The 22,109-nt window shown below is 71.2% G+C and carries 21 protein-coding genes; 11 read left to right on the top strand and 10 right to left on the bottom strand.

Annotated elements, in window-relative coordinates; all coding sequences use genetic code 11:
- Positions 1-42: 42 nt before the first annotated feature.
- The gene (locus ABZT06_RS11650) at positions 43-237 is read right to left on the bottom strand and encodes a DUF397 domain-containing protein (RefSeq protein WP_355738479.1); all 195 of its coding nucleotides are present in this window, start codon (positions 235-237) and stop codon (positions 43-45) included.
- Complete coding sequence (locus ABZT06_RS11645) at positions 219-1,049, bottom strand: helix-turn-helix transcriptional regulator (protein ID WP_355738476.1); 831 nt, start codon at positions 1,047-1,049, stop codon at positions 219-221. Before ABZT06_RS11645 ends, ABZT06_RS11650 begins: the two co-directional genes overlap by 19 nt.
- A 150-nt stretch (positions 1,050-1,199) precedes the next feature.
- Between ABZT06_RS11645 and ABZT06_RS11640 the strand changes: the two genes are divergently transcribed.
- The 3 genes from ABZT06_RS11640 to ABZT06_RS11630 all read left to right on the top strand — a co-directional run bounded on the left by ABZT06_RS11640 (position 1,200) and on the right by ABZT06_RS11630 (position 3,082).
- Positions 1,200-1,391: a hypothetical protein gene (locus ABZT06_RS11640; RefSeq protein ID WP_355738473.1), complete on the top strand. Its 192-nt coding sequence runs from the start codon at positions 1,200-1,202 to the stop codon at positions 1,389-1,391.
- A 70-nt stretch (positions 1,392-1,461) separates the two neighbouring features.
- Positions 1,462-2,214: a DNA repair protein RecO gene (recO, locus tag ABZT06_RS11635; RefSeq protein ID WP_355738470.1), complete on the top strand. Its 753-nt coding sequence runs from the start codon at positions 1,462-1,464 to the stop codon at positions 2,212-2,214.
- A 19-nt stretch (positions 2,215-2,233) separates the two neighbouring features.
- A complete protein-coding gene (locus tag ABZT06_RS11630) occupies positions 2,234-3,082 on the top strand; it encodes an isoprenyl transferase (RefSeq protein ID WP_125191743.1) in 849 nt (282 codons plus the stop codon).
- A 30-nt stretch (positions 3,083-3,112) separates the two neighbouring features.
- Here the strand turns inward: ABZT06_RS11630 and ABZT06_RS11625 are convergent, their stop codons facing one another.
- The 5 genes from ABZT06_RS11625 to ABZT06_RS11605 form a co-directional block, all read right to left on the bottom strand.
- Positions 3,113-5,512 (bottom strand): M4 family metallopeptidase, encoded by a 2,400-nt coding sequence (locus tag ABZT06_RS11625; protein WP_355738466.1) that lies wholly within the window; start codon positions 5,510-5,512, stop codon positions 3,113-3,115.
- Positions 5,513-5,669: 157 nt separating this feature from the next.
- Positions 5,670-6,086 carry a transcriptional repressor gene (locus ABZT06_RS11620; protein WP_020116255.1) on the bottom strand — a complete coding sequence of 139 codons (417 nt, stop codon included), beginning with the start codon at positions 6,084-6,086 and terminating at the stop codon, positions 5,670-5,672.
- Positions 6,087-6,144: 58 nt separating this feature from the next.
- On the bottom strand, positions 6,145-7,047 hold the full coding sequence (locus ABZT06_RS11615) for a metal ABC transporter permease (protein WP_355738462.1): 903 nt from the start codon (positions 7,045-7,047) through the stop codon (positions 6,145-6,147).
- Positions 7,047-7,823, bottom strand: a complete 777-nt coding sequence (locus tag ABZT06_RS11610) for a metal ABC transporter ATP-binding protein (protein WP_355738459.1) — start codon at positions 7,821-7,823, stop codon at positions 7,047-7,049. Before ABZT06_RS11610 ends, ABZT06_RS11615 begins: the two co-directional genes overlap by 1 nt.
- A complete protein-coding gene (locus ABZT06_RS11605) occupies positions 7,820-8,767 on the bottom strand; it encodes a metal ABC transporter substrate-binding protein (RefSeq protein WP_355738456.1) in 948 nt (315 codons plus the stop codon). The genes ABZT06_RS11610 and ABZT06_RS11605 overlap by 4 nt, the downstream gene beginning before the upstream one ends.
- A 130-nt stretch (positions 8,768-8,897) precedes the next feature.
- Between ABZT06_RS11605 and ABZT06_RS11600 the strand changes: the two genes are divergently transcribed.
- The 5 genes from ABZT06_RS11600 (at position 8,898) to ABZT06_RS11580 (ending at position 12,900) form a co-directional block, all read left to right on the top strand.
- A complete protein-coding gene (locus tag ABZT06_RS11600) occupies positions 8,898-10,280 on the top strand; it encodes a glycine--tRNA ligase (protein WP_355738453.1) in 1,383 nt (460 codons plus the stop codon).
- A gap of 82 nt (positions 10,281-10,362) precedes the next feature.
- Entirely contained in the window at positions 10,363-10,974 is a 612-nt protein-coding gene (locus tag ABZT06_RS11595; RefSeq protein ID WP_355738450.1) for a LysE family translocator, read from the top strand.
- A gap of 66 nt (positions 10,975-11,040) precedes the next feature.
- Entirely contained in the window at positions 11,041-12,051 is a 1,011-nt protein-coding gene (locus ABZT06_RS11590; RefSeq protein WP_355738447.1) for an aldo/keto reductase, read from the top strand.
- Positions 12,048-12,188 (top strand): hypothetical protein, encoded by a 141-nt coding sequence (locus ABZT06_RS11585; protein WP_355738444.1) that lies wholly within the window; start codon positions 12,048-12,050, stop codon positions 12,186-12,188. The genes ABZT06_RS11590 and ABZT06_RS11585 overlap by 4 nt, the downstream gene beginning before the upstream one ends.
- 124 nt (positions 12,189-12,312) lie before the next feature.
- Complete coding sequence (locus ABZT06_RS11580; RefSeq protein ID WP_355738442.1) at positions 12,313-12,900, top strand: TetR family transcriptional regulator; 588 nt, start codon at positions 12,313-12,315, stop codon at positions 12,898-12,900.
- Positions 12,901-12,905: 5 nt separating this feature from the next.
- Here the strand turns inward: ABZT06_RS11580 and ABZT06_RS11575 are convergent, their stop codons facing one another.
- Positions 12,906-13,112: a hypothetical protein gene (locus tag ABZT06_RS11575; protein ID WP_355738439.1), complete on the bottom strand. Its 207-nt coding sequence runs from the start codon at positions 13,110-13,112 to the stop codon at positions 12,906-12,908.
- An 87-nt stretch (positions 13,113-13,199) separates the two neighbouring features.
- Positions 13,200-14,627, bottom strand: a complete 1,428-nt coding sequence (locus tag ABZT06_RS11570) for an MFS transporter (protein ID WP_355738436.1) — start codon at positions 14,625-14,627, stop codon at positions 13,200-13,202.
- 101 nt (positions 14,628-14,728) lie between these two features.
- On the opposite strand from ABZT06_RS11570, the gene ABZT06_RS11565 reads away from it, so the two are divergent.
- From ABZT06_RS11565 to ABZT06_RS11555, 3 genes are all read left to right on the top strand, one after another.
- Complete coding sequence (locus ABZT06_RS11565; protein WP_355738433.1) at positions 14,729-15,622, top strand: helix-turn-helix domain-containing protein; 894 nt, start codon at positions 14,729-14,731, stop codon at positions 15,620-15,622.
- A gap of 85 nt (positions 15,623-15,707) precedes the next feature.
- A complete protein-coding gene (locus ABZT06_RS11560) occupies positions 15,708-16,178 on the top strand; it encodes a hypothetical protein (protein WP_355738430.1) in 471 nt (156 codons plus the stop codon).
- 9 nt (positions 16,179-16,187) lie between these two features.
- Positions 16,188-20,546, top strand: coding sequence for a cation-translocating P-type ATPase (locus tag ABZT06_RS11555; RefSeq protein WP_355738427.1), 4,359 nt, complete (start codon positions 16,188-16,190; stop codon positions 20,544-20,546).
- 82 nt (positions 20,547-20,628) lie between these two features.
- On the opposite strand, the gene ABZT06_RS11550 is transcribed toward ABZT06_RS11555, so the two are convergent.
- The gene (locus tag ABZT06_RS11550) at positions 20,629-22,074 is read right to left on the bottom strand and encodes an MFS transporter (protein WP_355738424.1); all 1,446 of its coding nucleotides are present in this window, start codon (positions 22,072-22,074) and stop codon (positions 20,629-20,631) included.
- Between the last annotated feature and the right edge of the window lie 35 nt (positions 22,075-22,109).

Here is a 22,109-nt window from a genome sequence, read left to right as displayed (position 1 = left end):
GGTCAACTGCCGGATTGGCAGGGGGGTTTACCCCCGGGGGAGCTACTTGAGGAGTCCGAGGAAGTGGGTCCAGGTGTCGGTCGGGAAGGCGAGGACGGGGCTGTCCGTGCCTAGCTTGGAGTCCCGGACGGGGACGAGGTCAGATACTCCGGGGGCGACCTCGACGCAGTTGCCGCCGTCGCCGTTGCTGTAGCTGCTCTTGCGCCAGTGGGCGTTGCTCAGGTCGTACTCGTGCATCGTCTGAAGTCCTCAGCTGCCGATCGGATCAGGGCGAGGGACGCCTCCGGCGACAGTGCGGCACCCCTGAGCAGATCGTAAGCTCGGCGTGCCTGCTTCACCACTGCCGGGCCGTCAAGGAGGCTCCCCGAAAACGACGTCTCTGTATAGGCGGTCGGTGGGGCGTCGTCGAACTCCATGAGCCTGAGCGAGCCGTTGTAGGCGGACGCTCCGGCCGAGAACGGCAGCACCTGTAGCAGGACCTTGCGTTCGTCGGCCATGGCGACCATGTGCTCCAGTGCCTCAGCCGCGGTCGTGGGACCACCGACGGGCACGCGGAGCACGGTTTCGTGCACGATCACGCAATACATCGGCCTTGTAGCGTCCTTGAGGAGCTGGGACCGCTCCATGCGGGCAGCGACCCTGTCGGCGATGAGCTCATCCGTGGCGAGTGGGTGTGTCGCCAGCACCAGGGCTCGCGCGTACGCCGGAGTTTGCATAAGTCCCGGTACGACCGTCGGCTCGAAGTCCCAGACAGTCGTCGCCAGCCCCTCCAACTCCGCCGCTGGCGCGAAGTAATCCGCATACCGCCTGTCGTCGATGAGCTTCCTGCACAACCGCTCGAAAATACCGTCAGTTTGTAGAACCGCGTCGATCCGCTGGGAGATATCCAGCTGCGGTTTTCGAAAGGCCTGCTCGAACTGCCCGATATAAGCGCCGGAGACGAAGACGCGTGATCCCAGCTCAGCCTGGGTCATCCCCACTTCCTCCCGCTGTCGCCGCAGTTCCGTTCCGAAGAACTCCCACGCTGCCTGCCGTGAACCATTGGCCATGGCCAACCCCCTTGTTCAGCTTTGCACTTGTAGTGCGCAGACTCCTGCCGAGTGTAGGGAAAGAAGGGCACTCTGGAGACAGGAAGAGTGAAACTCGGAAAGGTTGGGGATTTCGATGGAATCGAAGTCGGGAGGGAATCGGTGACGAAAATGCCCGTGGGTTCTTACGTCGTGGACACCCGTACCGGGAGGTCCGGCGTCGTGATGGGGCATGAGGGGCCGTACGTCCAACTCAGACCGTACGGCGGTGGCAGGGAGTGGGACGCGGTACCGGACGCCCTGCGGGAAGCCACCCCGGCGGAGGGCGGAGTCGAGCACGCCGACGACCACGGCTGCGCGTAGGCGAGAATGGGCTCATGAGTCTGTTCCGCCACCACGGCCCCGTGCCGCGCACCCCGCCCGGGGGTGTGCGATGAGTCTCTTCCGGGACGACGGGGTCGTGCTGCGGACGCAGAAGCTGGGAGAAGCGGACCGGATCATCACGCTGCTCACGCGCGGTCACGGGCGGGTACGGGCCGTGGCGAGAGGCGTGCGCCGCACCAAGTCCAAGTTCGGCGCCCGCCTCGAACCCTTCTCCCACGTCGACGTGCAGTTCTTCGCGCGGGGGAGCGAGCTGATCGGGCGCGGGCTGCCGCTGTGCACGCAGAGCGAGACCATCGCCCCGTACGGTGGCGGGATCGTCTCCGACTACGCCCGGTACACCGCCGGGACGGCCATGCTGGAGACCGCCGAGCGGTTCACCGATCACGAGGGCGAGCCGGCCGTCCAGCAGTACCTGCTGCTGGTCGGCGCCCTGCGCACCCTGGCCCGGGGCGAGCACGCGCCCCACCTGGTCCTCGACGCCTTTTTGCTGCGCTCCCTCGCCGTCAACGGTTACGCCCCCAGCTTCAGCGACTGCGCGAAGTGCGGCATGACCGGCCCGAACCGCTTCTTCTCCGTGGCGGCCGGAGGCTCGGTCTGTGTGGACTGCCGGGTGCCGGGCAGCGTCGTACCGTCGCCGCAGACCCTGGAACTTCTCGCCGCACTGCTTACGGGAGACTGGGAGACCGCGGACGCGAGCGAGCCGCGGTACGTCAGGGAGGGCAGCGGGCTGGTCTCCGCCTACCTGCACTGGCATCTGGAACGCGGGCTCAGATCCCTGCGTTACGTAGAGAAGCAACCCTGAGAGGGAGACGAGAAGCACCATGGTCGTAAACGGGATCCTGGGGCGCCGGCGGCGCGAGTACAGGGCGCCGGAGCCGCACCCGTCCGGTGCCCGCGCGCCGAAGCTCCCCGGTGAGCTGATCCCCGAGCATGTGGCGATCGTCATGGACGGGAACGGCCGGTGGGCCAAGGAGCGCGGGCTGCCGAGGACGGAAGGACACAAGGTCGGTGCCGAGCGGGTCCTCGACGTGCTCCAGGGCGCGATCGAGGCCGGTGTGAAGAACATCTCGCTCTACGCCTTCTCCACCGAGAACTGGAAGCGCTCGCCCGACGAGGTCCGCTTCCTGATGAACTTCAACCGTGACTTCATCCGCAAGACCCGCGACCAGCTCGACGAGCTCGGTATCCGGGTGCGCTGGGTGGGCCGGATGCCCAAGCTGTGGAAGTCCGTCGCCAAGGAACTCCAGGTCGCCCAGGAGCAGACCAAGGACAACGACAAGCTGACCCTGTACTTCTGCATGAACTACGGCGGCCGGGCCGAGATCGCCGATGCCGCGCAGGCCCTCGCCGAGGACGTGAAGGCGGGCCGTCTCGACCCGTCCAAGGTCAACGAGAAGACCCTCGCGAAGTACCTGTACTACCCGGACATGCCCGACGTGGACCTCTTCCTGCGGCCCAGCGGCGAACAGCGCACCTCCAACTACCTGCTCTGGCAGAGCGCGTACGCCGAGATGGTCTTCCAGGACGTCCTGTGGCCCGACTTCGACCGCCGTGACCTGTGGCGGGCGTGTGTCGAGTTCGCCTCCCGGGACCGCCGCTTCGGCGGGGCCGTCCCGAACGAGGAGCTGCTCGCCATGGAGGAAGCGATGAAGGGCGACCCGGAGGCCTGAGCCTCCGAGCCGCCCTCACCGCTCAGGTGATCAGCTCGTCGTCACCGCCGTGTCGTCGATCACGAAGCTCGTCTGGAGCGAGGAGTCCTCGACACCGGTGAACTTCAGGGCGACCGTCTGACCGGCGAAGGCCGACAGGCTGAAGGACTTCTGGACGTACCCGGAGGCCGCGTTCAGGTTCGAGTACGTGGCCAGAGTCGTCGATCCGGCGGTCACCGTCAGCTTGTCGTACGCCGTGCTGGTGGTGGTCTCCGCGGTGTCGACGTGCAGGTAGAAGGTGAACTTCGTCCCCGTGCAGCCGCTCGGGATCGTCACCGACTGGGAGAGCGTGTCGGTGTGGGTGGCGCCGTAGCCGTCCAGCCACGCCTTGTAGGAGCCGGTGCGGGCGGCCTCGTCCGTGTCGTTGGTGATCACGCCGCTGCTTGCGGTCCAGGTCGTGCTGCCCGACTCGAAGCCCGCGTTGCCCAGCAACTGCGTGGAGGTGCAGCTGCCGCCGCCGCTGGAGTTCACGGTCCAGGTGAAGGACGCCGTTCCGGTCGCCCCGGTGCTGTCGGTGACCGTGACCGTGGTGCTGTAGGTGCCGGCCGTGGTCGGGGTGCCGGAGATGGTGCCGGTGGAGCTGCTGATCGACAGGCCGGTGGGCAGACCGGTGGCGGCGTAGGTCAGCGAGCCGCTGTTGGTCGAACTGGCCGAGACCTGGAGGCTCACGGCGGTGCCGACCGTCGAGGTCTGGCTGCCCGGGTTGGTCACCGTCACGCCGGTCGACGGCACGGTGATGTGGCTGCCGACGTTGATGCCCGCGAAGGCGTTGCCGACCCCGGCGTACTGCGCTGAGCTGGTGCCGTAGAGGGCGGCTGCCGCGTTCAGGGCGGCGGTGCGGGCCCCGGCGTAGTTGGTGCTGGACGTCATGTACGTCGTCAGCGCCTTGTACCAGATCTGCAGGGCGGCGGCCCGGCCGATCCCGGCGACGGCGACCCCGTCGGAGGTCGGGCTGTTGTAGGTCACGCCGTTGATGGTCTTGGTGCCGCTGCCCTCGGAGAGCAGGTAGAACATGTGGTTCGCGGGCCCGGACGAGTAGTGCACGTCGAGGTTGCCGACGCCCGAGTACCAGCTGTCCGCCGAGCCGCCGTCCTTGCTGGGCTTGTCCATGTAGCGCAGCGGCGTGCCGTCGCCGTTGATGTCGATCTTCTCGCCGATGAGGTAGTCGCCGACGTCGGAGGAGTTGTTGGCGTAGAACTCCACGCCGGTGCCGAAGATATCGGAGGTGGCCTCGTTCAACCCGCCGGACTCACCGGTGTAGTTGAGCCCTGCCGTGTTGGAGGTGACACCGTGGCTCATCTCGTGCCCGGCCACGTCCAGCGAGGTCAGCGCGTGGGTGTTGCTGGTGCCGTCGCCGTACGTCATGCAGAAGCAGTCGTCGTCCCAGAAGGCGTTGACGTACGCCGAGCTGTAGTGGACGCGGCTGTAGGCGGCGACCCCGTCGTTCTTGATGCCGCTGCGGCCGAAGGTGTTCTTGTAGAAGTCCCAGGTCACCTGGGCCCCGTAGTGCGCGTCGACACCGGCGGTCTGGGTGTTGGAGCCGGAGCCGGTGCCCCAGACGTCGTCGGCGTCCGTCATGAGGGTGCCGGTGCCCGACGTGCCGTTGTTGAGGCTGTACGTCTTGTGGCCGCCGCGCGTGGTGTCGTACAGCTGGTACGTCGAACCGGAGAGCGTGGTGCCCATGGTGACCGTGCCGCTGTACTGGCTGTTGCCGGTGCCGGTCTCGACGCCCTCGTAGCGGGAGAGCTCGGCGCCGGTGGTGGCGTCGGTGACGACGTGCAGCTTGCTGGGCGTGCCGTCGTCCTGGAAGCCGGAGACCACCGTCTCCCAGGCGAGCTTCGGCGTGCCGGAGCCCGCCCAGATCACCTTGCGGGCGGTCTGCGCGGCGGGCTTGTCGGCCTTGAGCGCCTTGGCGGTCTTCAGCGCCTTGGTCTCGGCGGCCGCCTTGCCGAAGGTCGCGGTCGTGGACTTGACCGAGACGGTACGGCGGTTGTTGTTGAAGGTCGCGCTGAGCGTGCCCGTGGCCTGCGCGGCCGGGGGTGTGTGCACGACGAGGTCGCCGCCGAGGACGGGGAGGCCGCCGTAGGTGCGCTCGTAGCGGGTGTGGAGGGTGCCGTCGTTGTCCTTGACGACGTCCTTGACGACCAGTTTCTCCTTGGCGCCGAGGCCCAGGGAGTCGGCGGTCGCCGCGGCCCTGCCGGACGCGCTCTTGATCAGTGCGGTGCGCTGGGCCGGGGAGAGCTTGGCCTCCAGACCTCCGGTGCGCAGGGGGCTGGGGTGAGGGGAGGCGGGCTTCGCGGCGGCGGGCACCGTCTGGACGCCTACGGCGAGGAGGGACGCGGCGGCCACCAGGGACGCGGCAACGGCTGATCTTCGTGGGGAGGGTCTCACTCGTACTCCTACTGCTCCTACTGCGACGACGGGGTGGAGGTGCCGTGCGGGAACTGCGTGAGAGCTGGAGGGAGCGTGACACGTTGTCCGGGTCATGTCATGCAAAGGAGGAGGAGCCAAGGGTTATCCCTCGGCTCCCCTGTGTGTTCCTTGTGGGTCAGGCCTGGGCGGCCGCGCAGTCCGCGCAGGTGCCGAAGATCTCCACGGTGTGCGCCACGTTGACGTATCCGTGCTCGGCGGCGATCGCGTCGGCCCACTTCTCGACGGCCGGGCCCTCGACCTCCACGGCCTTGCCGCAGACCCGGCAGACCAGGTGGTGATGGTGGTCGCCGGTGGAGCAGCGGCGGTAGACGGACTCGCCGTCGGAGGTGCGCAGGACGTCGACCTCGCCCGCGTCGGCGAGGTTCTGGAGCGTGCGGTAGACCGTGGTCAGACCCACGGCGTCGCCCTTGTGCTTGAGCATGTCGTGCAGTTCCTGCGCGCTGCGGAACTCGTCGACCTCGTCGAGGGCCGCCGCCACGGCGGCCCGCTGCCGGGTGGCGCGGCCCTTCACTGGCGGTCCTGCGGTCGTCACGGGTTACTCCTTCGTTCGGCGCCTGCCGGGCCATTGTGCCAGCCCGGCCTGTGCCGGGTCAGACGCCGACCGGGCCGTCCGCTCCCCGACTGGCCGGAATCGCGCACTCGGCCGGGTCCGGCGCGGGTTGCGCGGCGGCGGCCGCCCGGGCCCGTCGCCTGGCCAGCGGGGTGGCAAGGCCCGTCAGCACGATGAACGCCCCGATGGTCAGCAGCACGATCGTCGCGCCGGGCGGCACGTCCTGGTAGTACGAGGTCACGGTGCCGCCGATCGTCACCGTCACGCCGATCGCCACCGCGATCGCGAAGGTCGCCGCGAAGCTCCGGGTGAGCTGCTGCGCCGCCGCCACCGGCACCACCATCAGCGCGCTGACCAGCAGCAGCCCGACCACGCGCATCGCCACGGTCACCGTCACCGCGGCCGTGACCGCGGTCAGCAGGTTGAGCGCGCGCACCGGCAGCCCGGTGACCCGCGCGAACTCCTCGTCCTGGCTGACCGCGAACAGCTGTCGGCGCAGTCCGAGGGTGACGAGCACCACGAACGCGGCCAGCAAGCAGATCGCCGTCACGTCCGACTCGGAGACCGTGGACAGCGAACCGAACAGGTACGACGTCAGGTTGGCGTTGGAGCCGCCGGGCGCCAGGTTGATGAACATCACGCCGCCGGCCATACCGCCGTAGAAGAGCATCGCGAGGGCGATGTCACCGCGCGTCTTGCCGTACCAGCGGATCAGCTCCATGAGGACCGCGCCGAGCACCGAGACGAGGGTCGCCATCCACACCGGTGACCAGGAGAGCAGGAAGCCGAGGCCGACGCCGGTCATCGCGACGTGGCCGATGCCGTCGCCCATGAGGGCCTGGCGGCGCTGAACCAGGTAGATGCCGACCGCGGGGGCGGTGATGCCGACCAGGACGGCGGCGAGCAGGGCCCGCTGCATGAAGGCGTAGTCGAGGAAGTCCATCAGCTCAGCAGTCCCGTACGGATCGGCTCGTGGTCGTGGGGGTGGACGTGGTCGTGTCCGGGCAGGGCGTGCTGGCCGACGGCGCGCGGGGGCGGCCCGTCGTGCTGCACACAGCCGTCGCGCAGGACGACCGCCCGGTCGATCAGCGGCTCGAGGGGGCCCAGTTCGTGCAGGACGAGCAGGACCGTGGCGCCCTGGTCCACCTGTTCCTTCAGCGTCCGCGCCAGCACCTCCTGGCTCGCCAGGTCCACGCCCGCCATCGGCTCGTCCATGATCAGCAGTTCGGGTTCGGCGGCGAGTGCGCGGGCGATCAGCACCCGCTGGTGCTGGCCGCCGGAGAGGGCGTTCACGGAGTCCTTGGCGCGGTCCGCCATGCCGACCAGCTCCAGGGCCCGCCGTACGGCCTCGTGGTCGGCCTTGCGGAGCACGCCGAAGCGGGCCCGGGACAGGCGGCCGGAGGAGACGATCTCGGTGACGGTCGCGGGGACGCCGCCCGCGGCGGTGGTGCGCTGCGGGACGTACCCGAGCCGCGCCCAGTCCCGGAAGCGCCCGCGCGGGGTGCCGAAGAGCTCGATCTCCCCGGCGGCCACCGGCACTTGGCCGATGATCGTGCGGATCGCGGTGGACTTGCCGGAACCGTTGGCGCCGAGCAGGGCGACGACCTCACCGCGGTGCACGGTGAGGTCGATGCCGCGCAGGACGGGCCGGGAGCCCAGGTCGGCGCGGACCGCGCGCAGCGCGATGACGGGCTCGGTCATGCCGTCCTCCGGTGTCATTTCGCTCCCAGGGCGCTCTGCAGCGCCTTGAGGTTGGCTTCCTGGACCGAGAAGTAGTCCTTGCCGCGGGACTTCTCGGTGATGCCCTCGATCGGGTCGAGGACGTCCGTCTTCAGACCGGCGTCGGAGGCGATGGTCTTCGCGGTCTTGTCGCTGACGAGCGTCTCGTAGAACACGGTCGTCACGCCGTCGGCCTTCGCCATCTTCTCAAGGTCCTTGACGCGGTCGGCGCTCGGCTCCGACTCCGGGTCGAGACCGTTGATGGCCTCCTCGGTGAGGCCGTAGCGCTCGGCGAGATAGCCGAAGGCGGCGTGGGTGGTGATGAAGACCTTGGTGCCGGTGTCGGCGAGCCCTGTCTTGAACTCGCTGTTCAGGGCGTCGAGCTTCTTCACCAGGGCCGCGGTGTTGGCCTTGTAGTCGGCCGCGTGGTCCGGGTCGGCCTTCTCGAAGGCCTTGCCGACGCCCTCGGCGATCTGCGCGTAGCGCACCGGGTCGAGCCAGACGTGCGGGTCGAGGCCCGCGAGTTCGTCGTCGGCGTGGTCGTCGTGCTCGGCCGCGTGGCCGCCGACCTCGTTGCCGTGCTTCTCCAGCGAGGTGAGGGAGGCGGCGTCGATCTTCGTCTTGATCTCGGACTGGTTCACGGCGTCGTCGACGGAGGGCTGGAGGTTCTTGAGGTAGAGCACCGCGTCGGACTCCTGGAGCTGCGCGGTCTGCTTGGCGCTGATCTCCAGGTCGTGCGGCTCCTGGCCGGGCTCGGTCAGGCTGGTGACGTGCACGTGGTCCCCGCCTATCCGCTCGGCGAGGAAGGCCATCGGGTAGAAGGACGCGACGACGTCGAACTTGCCGGTGTTGCCCGCGGCGGCGCTGTCGGTGGAGCAGGCGGACAGGGCGGCGAGGGCGGCGGCCGCGGCGACCGCGGGTATGAGGCGACGTCGTACGTTCATGACAGTCATTTTCATCAAATATGGAAACCGTTGTCAACAAAGTCCGGGTCGCGAACCGATTTGATACCGGGGGTGGCCGCGCCGGTAACCTGAAGCATTCGCTGCCGTCCATTCGCATGAAGAGAGCACCGTGGCCGCCGACAAGATCGACACCATCGTCAGCCTGAGCAAGCGCCGTGGCTTCGTTTTCCCCTGTAGTGAGATCTACGGCGGTCAGCGCGCCGCCTGGGACTACGGACCGCTGGGTGTCGAGCTCAAGGAGAACCTGAAGCGTCAGTGGTGGCGTTACATGGTGACGTCCCGTGAGGACGTGGTCGGTATCGACTCGTCCGTGATCCTGGCCCCCGAGGTCTGGGTCGCGTCGGGTCACGTGGCCACCTTCACGGACCCGCTGACCGAGTGCACCTCCTGCCACAAGCGGTTCCGCGCGGACCACCTGGAGGAGGCCTACGAGGCCAAGAAGGGGCACGCCCCGGAGAACGGCCTGGCCGACGTGAACTGTCCCAACTGCGGTAACAAGGGCCAGTTCACCGAGCCCAAGCAGTTCTCGGGTCTGCTCTCCACCCACCTCGGCCCGACCCAGGACTCCGGCTCCGTCGCGTACCTGCGTCCGGAGACCGCGCAGGGAATCTTCACCAACTTCGCCCAGGTGCAGGTCGCTTCGCGCAAGAAGCCGCCGTTCGGCATCGCGCAGATGGGCAAGTCCTTCCGCAACGAGATCACGCCCGGCAACTTCATCTTCCGCACCCGCGAGTTCGAGCAGATGGAGATGGAGTTCTTCGTCAAGCCGGGCGAGGACGAGAAGTGGCAGGAGTACTGGATGGAGCAGCGCTGGAACTGGTACACCGGCCTCGGTCTCCGCGAGGAGAACATGCGCTGGTACGACCACCCGGCGGAGAAGCTCTCCCACTACTCCAAGCGCACCGCCGACATCGAGTACCGCTTCCAGTTCGGCGGCAACGAGTGGGGTGAGCTGGAGGGTGTGGCCAACCGCACCGACTACGACCTCACCGCCCACTCCAAGGCCTCCGGCCAGGACCTCGTCTACTACGACCAGGAGGCCGGCGAGCGCTGGACGCCGTACGTCATCGAGCCCGCGGCCGGTGTCGGCCGCGCGATGCTGGCGTTCCTGCTCGACGCCTACGTCGAGGACGAGGCCCCCAACGCCAAGGGCAAGCTGGAGAAGCGCACGGTGCTGCGCCTCGACCACCGCCTGGCCCCGGTGAAGGTCGCGGTCCTCCCGCTGTCCCGCAACGCCGAGCTGTCCCCGAAGGCCAAGGGCCTGGCCCAGGCGCTGCGCCAGAACTGGAACATCGAGTTCGACGACGCCGGTGCCATCGGCCGCCGCTACCGTCGCCAGGACGAGATCGGTACGCCGTACTGCGTGACCGTCGACTTCGACACCCTCGAGGACAACGCGGTCACGGTCCGCGAGCGCGACTCCATGAAGCAGGAGCGGATCTCCCTCGACCAGATCGAGGGCTACCTGGCGGCCCGGCTGATCGGCTGCTAGGTCCCCCCCGCTGTCTTTGGCCCCCGATACACGCCTCGCTTTGGCCCTGTATCGGGGGCCGTCGCATGTCCAGGCTGGCCCCATGAGCCTCGCCTTCCTCCTCACCACCCTCGTCGTGGTCGCCACTCCCGGCACCGGCGTCGTCTACACGCTGGCCGCCGGACTCTCCCGCGGTCCTCGCGCGAGCGTCGTCGCCGCGTTCGCCTGCACCCTCGGGATCGTGCCGCACGTCCTGGCCACCGTCACCGGGCTCGCCGCGCTGCTGAACGCCAGTGCCGTGGCGTTCCAGGCGGTCAAGTACGCCGGGGTCGCCTACCTCCTGTACATGGCCTGGGCGACCGTGCGGGACAAGCAGGTGATCGACGTCGACCAGGACGGCGCGCCCCGGTCCGCGGGCCGCGTGATCGTCCGGGGGGTGCTGATCAACCTCCTCAACCCGAAGCTGACGATCTTCTTCCTCGCGTTCCTGCCCCAGTTCGTGAGCCCGGCCGAGCCGCACGCCCTGCCGCGCATGCTGGCCCTGAGCGGGGTCTTCATGCTGGCGACCTTCGTGGTCTTCGCCGGGTACGGGGTCCTGGCGGCCTCGGTCCGCAGTCATGTGATCTCCCGGCCCCGGGTGATGGCCTGGCTGCGGCGGAGTTTCGCGGGGTCCTTCGTGCTGCTCGGGGCCAAGCTGGCCACCACCCGGACGTGAAGGTGCATGACGAATGACAGCTGACAGATATTGAAATCTGTCAGCTGTCATGGCAGGGTGGGCGGCATGACGATGCGAACGCGAACCCTCGGAACCACCGGCCCCCAGGTCTCCGCCTTCGGCCTCGGCTGCATGGGCATGTCCGGTATGTACGGCGAGACGGACCGCGCCGAGTCGATCGCCACCATCCACGCCGCCCTGGAGGCCGGCGTCACCCTGCTGGACACCGGCGACTTCTACGGCATGGGCCACAACGAACTGCTGATCAGCGAGGCACTGCGCACCGCTCCGGCCTCCCTGCGCGACAACGCGCTGCTCAGTGTGAAGTTCGGCGCCCTGCGCGACCCGGAGGGCGGCTGGTCCGGCTTCGACGGCCGCCCCGCCGCCGTGAAGAACTTCGCCGCGTACTCCCTCCAGCGGCTCGGCGTCGACCACATCGACGTCTACCGCCCCTCCCGGCTCGACCCGCAGGTGCCGATCGAGGAGACCGTCGGCGCGATCGCCGAACTGGTCGAGAAGGGCTGGGTCCGGCACATCGGGCTCAGTGAGGTGGGCGCAGACACCATTCGCCGGGCCGCCGCCACCGCCCCGATCTCCGACCTCCAGATCGAGTACGCGCTCGTGTCCCGTGGTCCCGAGCGGGAGATCCTGCCCACCCTGCGCGAGCTGGGCATCTCCGTCACCGCGTACGGAGTGCTCTCGCGCGGACTGATCTCCGGTCACCTCACGGCCGACCGGCGACTCGCCGCCGACGACTTCCGCGCCCACTCGCCCCGCTTCCAGGGCGAGAACCTCCAGCACAACCTCACGCTGGTCGAGTCCCTGCGCAAGATCGCCGAACAGAAGGGCGTCACCGTCGCGCAGATCGCCATCGCCTGGGTGGCCTCCCGGGGCGACGACATCGTGCCGCTGATCGGCGCGAAGACCCGGGAACGGCTCGGCGAGGCACTGGGCGCCTTGGACGTGACCCTGGACGCCGCCGACCTCACCGCGATCGAGGACGCCGTACCGGCGGACGCGGTGGCCGGTGAGCGGTACGCGGCACCGCTGATGGCGATGCTCGACAGCGAGCGGTGAACACCGTGGCGCTCGTCGGTGCCAAGGGCCGGGGACGGCTCGGCGTGGCCCTGGGTGCCGTCGGCCTGGCCGCGATCGAGGCTGCCGTGCCGGCGGACGTGGGGCTGCTTACGGCGATGCTCGACGGCGAGCGGTGATCACCGTGGCGCTGGTCGGTGCCAGGGGCCGGGGACGGCTCGGCGTGGTCCTGGGTGCCGTCGGCCTGGCTGATGGCGATGCTCGACAGCGAGCGGTGAACACCGTGCCAGGTACCGTCTAGGCATGCCGCCGACCATCGAGATCCTGACCGCCGAGCGCATCCTCGAAGCCACCGAAGAGGTGCTGCGCCGTCACGGCCCGGCCAAGGCCACCGTGATCGACGTGGCGCGCGCGCTCGGCGTCAGCCATGGCAGCGTCTACCGGCACTTCCGGACGAAGGCGGCGCTGCGGGAGGCGGTGACGAAGCGGTGGCTGGACCGGGCGACGGGCATGCTCGCCGCGATCGCCGAGGAGGACCGTGATCCGGAGGCCCGCCTGCGGGACTGGCTCGCCGCGCTGTTCGAGGCCAAGCGCCGCAAGGCGGGCGACGATCCGGAGCTGTTCGCCACCTACACGGTCCTGACCGGGGAGAATGTCGCGGCGGTCATCGAGCACCTCGCCGAGCTGACCGACCAGCTGACCCGCATCGTCCGGGACGGCGTCGAGGCGGGCACCTTCACCGTCGCCGACCCGGCCGTGGCGGCCCGAGCCGTCTTCCAGGCCACCGGCCGCTTCCACGACCCCGGCTATGCCGGGGAGTGGGAACAGCCGGGCGTGGAAGAGGAGTTCACGGCACTGGTGGACCTGTTGGTGCGCGGCCTCAAGGCCTGACCGCGCTACGTCTGCGACGGGTCCACCGTCGCCTGGTGGGCCTCCGCCAGGTGTTCCTCCGCCTTCAGCCAGGGCAGGAACTGGGCCCCCTTGCGCCACCCGCAGGTGTCACATCTGATCGTGCGCTGCGGGCCCTTGCGGAGCACCTGGACGACATGCTCGCGCCCGTGCTGGTCCCACCGGCTCACCTTGCTCGTGTTGGTCTGCACCATGACGCCTCGCCTCCGACGAGGAGTGTGCTGCAAGACCAACATCAACAGGAGCACCTTCACCATGAGTTGGTCGAATCGTGAGCGGGCTCAGTCGATGACACGCGGCAGCCGCAGGCTCAGCAGTCCCGTCAGCGCCACCCCCGCCAACTGCACCAGCAGGGTGGTGACCAGGGCGTCCCGCATGCCCATGCCCGGCACCAGGGCGAGGAAGAGGCTGCCCAGCGTGGCCACACCCAGGGCCAGGGCGGCCTGCTGGGTGGTGACCATCACCCCGCTGCCCACACCGGCCCGCGCGGGCGGCACCTCGGACAGCACGATCCGGAAGACCACGGGCAGTTGGAGGGCCTGGCCCACTCCGGCGATCGCCCCGCCGGGCAGGAGCGGGAGCAGACCGAGGTCGGGCCAGGAGGAACGGGCCGCCAGGATCATCAGGCCCAGGCCGACCCCCTGGACCAGCGCGCCCGCGGTCACCACCCGGGTGCCGAAGCGGGAGATCAGCCGCGGCCCGGCGATCGACGTGCACAGGAACGTCACAGCGAGCGGGACCAGCGCGAGCCCCGCCTGGACGGGGCTGCGGCCCGCACCCTCCTGGAGCGCCACCGCGATCACGAACATGAAGCCGGCGAAGCCCATCGAGAAGGGCAGGATCAGCAGCAGCCCGCGGCGCAGGGACACCAGCTGGAACAGGCTCGGGGGGACGAGAGGCGTGCGGCCCCCGCGGTCCGCCCGGCGCTCCACCGCGAGGAACGCCCCGGCCAGCAACGGGGACGCCGCCAGCGACAGCCACGTCCACAGCGGCCAGCCCGCCGCCCGGCCCTCGGTCAGCGGGGCCAGCAGCGCCAGCAGGGTCGCCGCCAGCAGGACCGTGCCGGGCCCGTCCACCGGCTCGGGGCGGGGGGAGCGGGTCTCCGGGACGGTACGAGCCGCAAGGACCAGGCCGACCAGGACCACGGGCACGTTCACCAGGAACGCCGCCCGCCAGCTCGTGCCCGCGATGTCGGCCGCCACCAGGACACCGCCGAGGATCTGGCCCGCCACCATGGCGAGGCCCGCCGTCGCGCCGTACAGGCCCATCGCCCGCGCCCGGCGGGGTCCGGCCGTCGCCGACTGGATGGTGGCGAGGACCTGCGGCAGCATCGCGGCCGACGCGGCGCCCTGGGCGACCCGCGCCGCCACCAGCGTCCACGCGGTCGGCGCGAGCCCGCACGCGAGTGAGGTCAGCCCGAACGCCAGCATGCCGCCCAGGAACAGCCGGCGCCGGCCGAACAGGTCGCCGAGCCGGCCGCCGAGGACCAGGAGGACGGCGTACGCCAACCCGTAACCCGCCACGACGAGTTCGAGGACCGACTCGCTCGCGGAGAGGTCCGCGCCGATGCTGGGCAGGGCGACGTTGACGATGAAGAAGTCGATGAGGGGCAGTGCCGCGGCGAGCAGCACCGTGAACAGTCCGAGGCCGCCCAGCTCGGGTGGCGCGGCGGCGCGGACAGGGCGTGGAGTCGTGGTTTCGGTCGTCACGTCGACGAGCCTGCGCCCACGCCCAGACGGGTACCAGAGTCTTCTTATCCTGGTAGAAGAACCACCTGGCAACAGGGTTCCGGTGCGGGCAGGCTGGAGGCATGACGACGATGGTCCAGGAGACAGCCGTACCGGCACTCGCTTCCGCGTCCCTCTCGGCGATCCGGCGCCATGAGCTCGCCGCCTTCCTGCGCCACCGCCGCGAGCACATCACCCCCGAGCAGGTCGGCCTGCCCCGCGGCCGCAGGCGCCGCACCCCGGGCCTGCGCCGGGAGGAGGTCGCCCACCTCTCCGCGGTCGGCGTCACCTGGTACACCTGGCTGGAGCAGGCCCGCGACATCCAGGTCTCCGTGCAGGTCCTGGACGCCCTCGCCCGCGCGCTGCTGCTGGACCCGAGCGAGCGCTCGCACCTCTTCCAGCTCGCCGGTGCGGTCGACCCGACACCGGCCACCGTCTGCCCGTCGGTCACCCCCGCCGTCCGGCAGGTGCTCGAACAGCTGGAACCGGTCCCGGCCTGCGTGCAGAACAGCCGCTACGACATCCTCGCCTACAACCGCACCTACGGCCTGCTGCTGTGCGACCTGGACGCGGTGCCGCCCGAGGACCGCAACGGCATGATCCTCTCCTACACCAACGAGGACTGGCGCTCCTCGATCATCAACCTGCCCGAGGCGCAGCGCCTGATGGCCGCCCGGTTCCGCGCCACCATGGCCGGCCACCTCGCCGAGCCCGCCTGGAAGATGCTCCTGAAGCGGCTGCGCACCGAGTCCCCGGAGTTCCGCGAGGTCTGGGACCGGCACGAGGTCATCGAACAACGGGGCCGCCGCAAGGAGTTCGTGAACCGCTACGTCGGCCACGTCTCCGTCGACCACACCGACCTCTGGCTCGGCCCCGAGGCGGGCCCCCGCATGGTGATCTACGCCCCCGCCGACGAGGAGACCCGCGGACGGCTGGAGAAGCTGCACGCGATCGCCCTGGAGCGGGGGAGCGCCTGATCGGTCGCCGCCGGTGTGGATGAGCGCCCGTAGTGCGGGAACTCGGGCGGTCCGAAGAAGAGACCCCCCACAGGCGAGGCGCGTCATGGCCGAGCAGAAGTCGTCGCAGCAGGTAGCAGAGTCACGCTCACCGTCACCTTCAGCGTCGCAGGGGCTCCCGCAGCCGCTGCGGGCCGCCGTGTCGGTGCTGGGGAAGGTGCCCGGGGCCGGGACGGTGGGCCGGGTGGCCGAGGGAGCGCTGGACCGGGTCGGAGCGGTGTCCCCGCGCGGCCGACGGCTCGCGGTGTACGCCGGGGCCGGGGTGCTCGGCGTCGCGGGCATCGTGGAGTGGCCCGTCGCGGTCACCGGGGCGGCGGTGGCGTGGCTGACCCAGCCGAGGCCGGGGGAGCGGGAGGAGCCCGCCGACGAGAGCCGGCCCACCCCCCGGGTCCTGTCGTCGACCCACGGCACACCGGGCTCCGCGCCCCACCGGGCGTCCGGGGCACCCTCCTCCGCGCCGCCCACGCCCTCCGACAAGCTCCCGCCGCACGAGACGGCGTCCCGACCCGGCCACTGAGGACGAACGATGAACCGAGGACTCACGACGGCCGCCGCGGGACTCGTCCTGGCCGGCCCGCGCCTGCTCGCCAGGGGTACGCCCGCCGCGGTCGGCGCGGCCGCGGGAGCGGTGGCCGGAACGGCCCGGGCCGGCGTACGCACCGCGGACTTCGCGGCCCGCACCACGAGGGCCGCCCGCGCGGCCCTTCCGGGAGCACCCACGCACTGGCGAGCGGGCCACCGCGTCCATCTGCCCCTGCGGGCGGAGGCGGAGGCGGGGCACGGGGAACCCGGAGAACACGGGGCACACGAGCAACAGGGAACACACGAGCAAAAGGGAACACACGGGGAACACGCCCCCACCGCACACCGCGCCCGCCGCCTCGCCGTAGACCTCGCCGAGCACCCCGACGTCGCCCTGGCCTACTGGGACGAGGGTCTCGGGCGGCTCGTCGTGACCGCGGTCGAGGAAGCGGCCACCGATCGGGTCGTGGAGCGGGCCTCGGTGCTCGCAGAGCGGTACGGCCTGGTGCCGGACAGCCAGGACGTCGAGGAACTCGCCCACCCCGGTGACCCCGGCTCCGTGCGCACCGCCGCCCTGGCGCTGGCCGCCGACGCCGTCGGGGCCGCCGCCGCGGTCACCGGGTCCGCGCTGCGGCTGCCCGCCTCGCCGCGGCCGGTGACGGCGGTGACGATGATGCTGCGGGAGAACCCCCGCTTCCGGGGCTGGCTGCGCGGGCGGCTCGGGAGCGCGCGGACGGACGTGGTGCTGGCCGCCGTGAACGCCGCCGTGCACGGCGCCGGCCAAAGCCCCACCTCGCTGCTGCTCGACGGCACACTGCGCAGCTGCCAACTGGCCGAGGCCCTCGTGCGGACGGCCGCCTTCGAGACCGTGCACGACGACCTGTGCGTCCCCGACCGGGACAGCGTGCCCGCCGACCTGGCCCTGCGCCCGCCCCCGCGCCCCTCGCCCGCCCAGGAGTACGCCGGTCACGCCTCGGCCGGCAGCGTCGCCGGCGCCGTCGCCGCGCTCCTCGTCAAGCACGACGTGACCGACGCCGCGGAGGCCGTCCTCGCGGGCTCCCCCAAGGCCGCCCGGTACGGCCCCGCCGCCTTCCACGCCGTACTGAGCGCGGCCCTGTCGCGTTCCGGCATCCTGGTGCGCGACCCGGACCGGCTGCGGCAGCTGGAGACCCTCGGCACCGTCCTCCTGCACCCGAGCGCCCTGCGCACCCCGGGCGCCGGCGCCGACCCCTGGGCCGAACCCGTGCTGGACGCGGCCCGGCGCGCCGGACTCCGGGTCGTCGTCGTGGACGACCCCGCGCTGGCCGACTTCACCGGCCTCGCCGACCAGGTCGTCAGCGCCGAGCGGCCGTTGCGGGACATCGTCGACCAACTCCGCGACGACGACGGCGACGACGACGGCGAGGGCGAAGACGAGGACGGGCGCGGCGGTGGTGGCGTGCTCACCGTCGCCCGCCCCCAGGACGCCGACACCGTCGCCGGGCTCCTCCGCGGTGACGTGGCCGTCTCCCTCACCGACGGCGGCTGCGCGGTCGCCTGGGGCGCCGACATCCTCGCCCCGCACGGACTGCCCGACGTCTGGCGGCTGCTGACCGCCGTACCGGCGGCCCGCGGGGTCGGCCGCCGCTCCCAGACCCTGGCCCGCTCGGGCGCGGCCCTGTCCGGACTCCTGGTCGCCGTCGGCGAGTCGGGCCGCGGCGGACGCCGTACGGCACTCCCCGGCCTCCGGCACGCACCCGTCGACGCGGCCGCGGCCGCCGCCCTGTTCACCGGCACCCGCGCCGCGCTCCGGGTGACCGGCACGAGTCTCCCGCACCCGCGTCCCCGGGTGGCCTGGCACGCCCTGCACCCGGACGCCGTACGCGACCGCCTTGAACAGGAGGCGCCCCCGGAGCCGACGCTCACCGAGCAGACGACCGCACGGGTCCGCACCGCCGCCGACGCCGTCGTACGCCTGCCCGTGCTGGCCCCCGCCCGGTGGTCGGCGCAGCTCGCGCGGGCCGTGCGCGGGGAACTGGACGACCCGCTCACCCCGGTCCTCGCCGTCGGTTCGGCCGCGTCCGCGATCCTCGGATCCGCGATGGACGCCCTGCTGGTGGTCGGCGCCCTCGACCTGAACGCGCTCGTCGGCGGCCTCCAGCGGCTGCGCGCCGAACGGGCCCTCTCCGGGCTGCTCGCCCAGCAGAAGCAGAAGGCCCGGGTCGCGGACGAGGACGACGCGGAACCGCACGTCGTCGACGCCGCCAGGCTGAGCCCCGGTGACGTCATCGAGCTCACCCTGGACGACGTCGTGCCCGCCGACGCCCGGCTGCTGTGGGAGGACGGCCTGGAGGTCGACGAGTCCGCGCTGACCGGCGAGTCCCTCCCGGTCGACAAGAGCACCGACCCGAGCCCGCGCGCCCCCGTCGCCGAACGTCACTGCATGGTCTTCGAGGGGACGACCGTGGTGGCCGGAAACGCCCGCGCGGTCGTCGTGGACACCGGCGACCGCACCGAGGCCGCCCGCGCCGTCGCGCTCGCCGCCCGGAACCCGGCAGCCGCCGGAGTCCAGGCCCGGCTCCAGGAAATCACCCGCAAGGCGATGCCGTTGACGATGGCGGGCGGTGCCGCGGTCACCGCGCTCGCCCTGGTACGCGGCACGCCCCTGCGGCAGGCCGTCAGCGGCGGGGTCGCGGTCGCGGTGGCCGCCGTACCGGAAGGGCTGCCGCTGGTGGCCACGGTCGCGCAGCTGGCTGCCGCCCGCCGGCTCAGCGCGCACGGCGTCCTGGTCCGCGCCCCGCGCACCCTGGAGGCCCTGGGCCGGATGGACACCATCTGCTTCGACAAGACCGGCACCCTCACCGAGAACCGGCTGCGCCTGGTCCGGGTCACCGACGCGCACGGCACCGTCCACACCCTCGACGAGCCCGAGGCGGACGGCCCGCTGCGGATCGCGGCCCGCGCCTGCCCCCAGCTCGACGGCGACTCCGGGCAGCGCCCGGCCCACGCCACCGACGAGGCAGTCCTGGACGCGGCCGCCCCCGACGAGGAATGGACCCAGCTGGAGGGCCTGCCCTTCGAGGCCGGCCGCGGTTACGCCGCCGCCGTCGGACACCCGGGCGACGACGCCCCGGTCCTGGTGCTCAAGGGCGCCCCGGAGACCGTCCTGCCCGCCTGCGCGGACCTCCCCGCCGACGCCTCCGAACGGGCCCACTCCCTGGCGGCCGACGGCCTGCGCGTCCTCGCGGTGGCCCGGCGTCCGCTCGGCGGCGACGAGAAGGCACTCGAAGAGCCGTTGCGGGACCTGGAGTTCGTCGGTCTGCTGGCCCTCGCCGACGTGGCCCGGGAGACCTCCCCGGACCTGGTTCGCGGGCTGCGAGAGGCGGGCGTACGGCCGGTCGTGCTGACCGGCGACCACCCGCAGACCGCCCACGCCATCGCCACCGACCTCGGCTGGCCCGAGGACGCCACGGTCGTCACCGGCGACGAACTGGCCGCCGCCGACCGCTCGGCCCGCTCCAGGATGCTGCGCGACGCCGATGTCGTGGCCCGGGTCGCGCCCGAGCAGAAACTCCAGGTCGTCGAGGCCCTCAGGGACGCGGGCCGGGTCGTCGGCATGGTCGGCGACGGCGCCAACGACGCGGCCGCCATCCGCGCCGCCGACATCGGCGTCGGCATCAGCGCCCGCGGCTCGGCCGCCGCCCGCAACGCCGCCGACCTCGTCCTGACCGGCGACGACCTCACCGTCCTCATCGAGGCCGTCCGCGAGGGCCACGCCCTGTGGCACAGCGTCGCCGACGCCATCGCCATCCTGATCGGCGGCAACGCGGGCGAGGTGGGCTTCGGCATCCTCGGCACCCTCCTGTCGGGTGCGGCCCCCCTGTCCACCCGTCAGATGCTCCTGGTGAACCTCTTCACCGACCTGTTCCCGGCCATGGCCGTGGCGGTGACGCCGACGGAGAAACCCACGGAGGACGAGCCCTCGGTCGACACCGTCCTCGGCACCTCCCTGACCCACCAGATCCGCGACCGCGCCATCACCACCTGCCTGGGCGCCACGGCGGCCTGGCTCATCGGCCGCTTCACCCCGGGCACGGCCCGCCGCTCGACGACGATGGCGCTGTGCGCGGTGGTCGGCACACAGCTGGCCCAGACCTGGGCTGACAGGAAGGAGAGCCCACTGGTCCGCGTGACCTCGCTGGGTTCGGCGGCGGTTCTGTTCGCGCTGGTGGAGACGCCGGGCGTGAGCCGGGTGTTCGGCTGCACGCCGCTCGGGCCGGTGGCGTGGGCGGGGGTGGGGGCGGCGATCGTGTTGGCGGTGGCGGGCCAGAGGTTTCTACCTGATGTGGAGCGAACGGTACAAGATCGATTGGGGTCGGGTTGACTGACTCAGGGGCGCGGGGCTGTGTCGACATGCGGCTTCGCCGCGGGGCGCGACAAGCCCCCACCGGCGGTCTGCCGAAAAACTACGCGCTGACCCCCGCCGCCTCGCGAACCTCCACGGACTCCAGCCGCTCAGCCGTACGCTCAGCAGTCCGTCGAGCCCAGGCCCCACTCGTCACCGCACCAAGAACCAGCACCGCGACCCCGCACCCGGCCAGAATCCACCACCCCGGCACGGCGGCAGACACGAAACCCTCCCGGTACGACGACGATCCGACCCCGGAGGCCAGCACAGCCCCGATCACCGCGACCCCCAGCGTCTGCCCCAGCTGACGGCTCGTGGAGGCAACGGCGGCCGCCACCCCCGCCTGAGCCCGCGGCATCCCCGAGACCGCCGTGTTCGTGATCGGCGCGTTCACCAGCCCGAACCCGATGCCGAACAGCACGTATCCGAGGAACAGTGTCACGTTCGACGTCTCGGCGTCGAACGCGGCGAACAGCACTCCGCTCGCCGTCATCATGACCCCCGCGATCACGAGCGGCAGCCGCGGTCCGCGACTGCCCACCAGCCGCCCGGCGAGCGGTGCGAACAGGAACATCGGCACCGCCATCGGCAGCATCCACAGGCCCGCGTGCAGCGCGTCAAGGCCGCGTACGTTCTGCAGGTACAGCGTCGACAGGAACAGGAACCCGCCCAGACCCGCGAACGCGCTGATCGCGATCACCGTCGCCCCGCTGAACGGCGCGGACCGGAAGAACCGCAGGTCGATGAGGGGCTCGTCGCGCCGGGGCTCGTACCAGAGGAGGCCCGCCAGCGCGACGACGGCCACGACGGCGAAGGGCAGGACGTACGAGAGGCCCGAGGCCGGCGCCTCGATGATGGCGTACGTCAGCGAGCCGAACAGCGCGATCACCAGGAGCTGTCCGACCGGGTCGGGGCGGCGGGCCTTCGGCGCCCGGGACTCGGGGACGTACCGCAGGGTGAGCAGCAGGGCGGCGAGCCCCACCGGCAGGTTGACCCAGAAGATCGAGCGCCAGCCGACCGAGTCCACGAGCACCCCGCCGACCAGCGGCCCCGCGGCCATGGAGATGCCGACGACCGCGCCCCACACCCCGATCGCCCGCGCCCGCTCGCGCGGGTCGGTGAAGGTGTTGGTGATGATCGACATCGCGACCGGGTTGAGCATCGAACCGCCGACCGCCTGCACCATCCGGAACGCGATCAGCGCCTCCAGGTTCGGCGCGGCGGAGCACAGCGCGGAGCCGATCGTGAAGACGATCAGGCCCGCCATGAAGACGCGCTTGCGGCCGATCCGGTCGGCGGTGGAGCCGGCCAGCATCAGCAGCGAGGCGAGGACGAGGGTGTACGCGTCGATCGTCCACTGGAGGCCCGCCGTGCTCGCGTCCAGACCCCGCTGCATGGCGGGCAGGGCGACGTTGAGGGCGGTGGTGTCGAGGCTCACGATCAGGAGGCTCATGCAGCAGATCGCGAGCACCAGCATGCGTCGGCGATGACTGAGCTCGGGCATGCGTTTCATCGTACGCTGATATCGATAGTGCGTCT

The organism is Streptomyces sp. NPDC005483 (assembly GCF_040606035.1).
Taxonomy (GTDB): Bacteria; Actinomycetota; Actinomycetes; order Streptomycetales; family Streptomycetaceae; genus Streptomyces.
Note: the sequence above shows the minus strand (reverse complement) of the source record. Positions and strands in the feature narration are given on the sequence as shown.

What these genes read in the sequence shown, in the direction of transcription:
- ABZT06_RS11650 (WP_355738479.1), bottom strand. Translation starts at nt 237, where the DNA reads ATGCACGAGTACGACCTGAGCAACGCCCACTGGCGCAAGAGCAGCTAC.
- ABZT06_RS11645 (WP_355738476.1), bottom strand. Translation starts at nt 1,049, where the DNA reads ATGGCCAATGGTTCACGGCAGGCAGCGTGGGAGTTCTTCGGAACGGAA.
- ABZT06_RS11640 (WP_355738473.1), top strand. Translation starts at nt 1,200, where the DNA reads ATGCCCGTGGGTTCTTACGTCGTGGACACCCGTACCGGGAGGTCCGGC.
- recO (WP_355738470.1), top strand. Translation starts at nt 1,462, where the DNA reads ATGAGTCTCTTCCGGGACGACGGGGTCGTGCTGCGGACGCAGAAGCTG.
- ABZT06_RS11630 (WP_125191743.1), top strand. Translation starts at nt 2,234, where the DNA reads ATGGTCGTAAACGGGATCCTGGGGCGCCGGCGGCGCGAGTACAGGGCG.
- ABZT06_RS11615 (WP_355738462.1), bottom strand. Translation starts at nt 7,047, where the DNA reads ATGGACTTCCTCGACTACGCCTTCATGCAGCGGGCCCTGCTCGCCGCC.
- ABZT06_RS11610 (WP_355738459.1), bottom strand. Translation starts at nt 7,823, where the DNA reads ATGACACCGGAGGACGGCATGACCGAGCCCGTCATCGCGCTGCGCGCG.
- ABZT06_RS11605 (WP_355738456.1), bottom strand. Translation starts at nt 8,767, where the DNA reads ATGAACGTACGACGTCGCCTCATACCCGCGGTCGCCGCGGCCGCCGCC.
- ABZT06_RS11595 (WP_355738450.1), top strand. Translation starts at nt 10,363, where the DNA reads ATGAGCCTCGCCTTCCTCCTCACCACCCTCGTCGTGGTCGCCACTCCC.
- ABZT06_RS11590 (WP_355738447.1), top strand. Translation starts at nt 11,041, where the DNA reads ATGACGATGCGAACGCGAACCCTCGGAACCACCGGCCCCCAGGTCTCC.
- ABZT06_RS11580 (WP_355738442.1), top strand. Translation starts at nt 12,313, where the DNA reads ATGCCGCCGACCATCGAGATCCTGACCGCCGAGCGCATCCTCGAAGCC.
- ABZT06_RS11575 (WP_355738439.1), bottom strand. Translation starts at nt 13,112, where the DNA reads ATGGTGCAGACCAACACGAGCAAGGTGAGCCGGTGGGACCAGCACGGG.
- ABZT06_RS11565 (WP_355738433.1), top strand. Translation starts at nt 14,729, where the DNA reads ATGACGACGATGGTCCAGGAGACAGCCGTACCGGCACTCGCTTCCGCG.
- ABZT06_RS11560 (WP_355738430.1), top strand. Translation starts at nt 15,708, where the DNA reads ATGGCCGAGCAGAAGTCGTCGCAGCAGGTAGCAGAGTCACGCTCACCG.
- ABZT06_RS11555 (WP_355738427.1), top strand. Translation starts at nt 16,188, where the DNA reads ATGAACCGAGGACTCACGACGGCCGCCGCGGGACTCGTCCTGGCCGGC.
- ABZT06_RS11550 (WP_355738424.1), bottom strand. Translation starts at nt 22,074, where the DNA reads ATGCCCGAGCTCAGTCATCGCCGACGCATGCTGGTGCTCGCGATCTGC.